Source organism: Microbacterium sp. bgisy189, assembly GCF_057707225.1.
In genome coordinates this window covers 1-2,116 of the sequence record NZ_JBYIPT010000020.1, presented here as the reverse complement: position 1 = coordinate 2,116, position 2,116 = coordinate 1, and the positions used below count along the sequence as shown (strand labels likewise).

Sequence of the window (2,116 nt, the reverse complement as noted above, 5' to 3'; positions counted from 1 at the left end):
GCCGTGAGGATCGTCTCTCGGCAGGGCCACGTCGGTGATGTGAGGTCTCAGGCCATGACGGGACGCACGCGTCGCCCAGCGAGGGGCTCGTCCATGGTGACCTCGCGAAGCGGAGGATGTCGCCGCTGTCCGATGACAGTGATTTTGTCGTCTGCGCCATTGATTCTGTGTCGAGAATCCGGAGGTTCCCGTCGACCGCGCCGAATCCCAGCAACCCGTCTGCGCCGGTCCGTGCCATTGAACCTGTAGTTTCTCGGAGCCGCGACGCGAACTCGGCGACGGGACTCCCCGAATCTATCGGGGCGGCACTCAGCCGCTGAGTCAGGAAGACCGCTGCGGGACTCCAACCGCCATCATCACACTCAGCCGCGGTTGCCGACCACGAACGTCTCGCCTGCGCCTTCGCCGGCGTCCGGGAGCTCGGAGAACCCGCCCGGCAGCGTCACGGCGTCGCCACCGGCTAGATCGTCGCATCGATAGCTGACGCTGTCATCCCAGAACCCGACGGCCAGAAGTGGCATGGCAAGCGCCGCGGTTCGCGCGGCGGGCGGCGACAGGTAGGACTCGATGCCGCCGACTACAAGAGCCGGAACGCGATCGAATGCCGCCTCTGCCGCCTCAAGCAACGGCGAGGCATCGCCACCCGATACCGTCTACCGCGCCACCATCGTCCTCAACGCCGTCATCGCCTGGATCAAGGCATTGTCAGACATGTTCTAGGTGGGATTCATTTCAACGTGGGTGACGGTGTACTCCGTCCAAGGTTGCGTCCGATGCGCTGAAGAGACGATCGTTGCTCTGTCGAACTCAAACGCGTCGTATCTGGTGTCGCCGAGAACGATCGATGTGCCGCCGATACGCTCACCGTCAAAGCTAGCCGTCACGGCGTCCGAGGCGGATCCGCGTGCCTCAACATACACCTTCCCATGTGCTCTTCGCACAGCGTCTGGCCGGGTCAGCCCGAGACTGTTGACATAGTGTTCAACCGCGAATTCATAAAGCATCTCAATGCTGAAGTTCACTACCGACGTTACGATTTGGTGTTGGCAGCTAATGCCTCGTCGGGCACACGCTTGATGCCAGTGATAGACGATTCCGCTCCGAGGCGAGGGTGCGTCAAGCAGTGAACTTCGATGACCGTTCAGCCCGATTCCCACTGCTTCGTACGTGCTCGGCTCCCTGCCGAGAACGAGCAACCCACGAAGCGCCGTCGCCGCCATTCGCACCTGCAACTCCCCGAACGGCGGCAATGAGCGCCGGACCGACTCGAGCAACAGTGGATTCATCCTCACGGCGGCCATTCTGGGCCATAGGCGTAGCACACCCATCCCGATACGGTGAACACCGTACCTTGAGTGACGGTTGCATACAGGGGTGTCCCGGATTCAACTATTGTCCGACTCGCGGACCACTGAGACTGACCCCAGGGTGGGAATCCTCCCAGATCGTAGTATCCGGCTCCATAGACGGTGTCGACGAAGACCTCCCAAGTATGGCTGACTGGCAATCCGTAGGTGCTCGACTTAATGCTGTAGCCGGTGAGGAACGTCTTGTTAGCAGTGCTCACATAAATGTATGACGACCCACAGTTTCCCGCCACCGAACCGAACGGCGAAATGCTCTCGTTGGCGACGACCGCTTCACCGCCACTGGACGCCTTGGGGCCAGAGTAGGGAGCATCGGCCGGAGTTCCAACCGGGACGGAGTACAGCAGTCCGCTGTCATCAGCTCGCAGTTCGTAACCGTTTGCAGCTGCCACATCAGCATCAAGCGCAACCGCAACGAGTGGAAAACTGAGCGTCTCGACCTCGACTTCAGTGGTGGCATTGGCTGGGGTTCCGCCTAACACGAATACTCCAGCCAGAAGTACCGCAGCGAGCGATGCGGCAGTTCGAATTCTCAGCGCTGAGCGCTGGTAGCCCCCTGGAATTCTCTTAGCGACTTCGTACACCCACTTCTCGCAACATGTCAAGCGCGCGACGTGCCTCCGAGGGGCCTTGGCCCTCGATGGTGAACACGGTGTCGGTTCGGTTAGGCCGCTTCCGCGAGGGGAGCGGAAATGGCGGGCGCGTAAGCCGCTTCGTGGCTCTTCGGGGTGATCTGGTCGTTGGCTGAG

1 protein-coding gene is annotated in these 2,116 nt (G+C 61.2%); it reads right to left on the bottom strand.

All coding sequences use genetic code 11. The features are described 5' to 3' along the window. Nucleotides 1-362: 362 nt before the first annotated feature. Nucleotides 363-521, bottom strand: a complete 159-nt coding sequence (locus AC3ENX_RS14550) for a hypothetical protein (RefSeq protein WP_434812451.1) — start codon at nucleotides 519-521, stop codon at nucleotides 363-365. Nucleotides 522-2,116: the final 1,595 nt, after the last annotated feature.

Coding starts and splice junctions, on each gene's coding strand:
- AC3ENX_RS14550 (WP_434812451.1), bottom strand. CDS start 521: ATGCCACTTCTGGCCGTCGGGTTCTGGGATGACAGCGTCAGCTATCGA.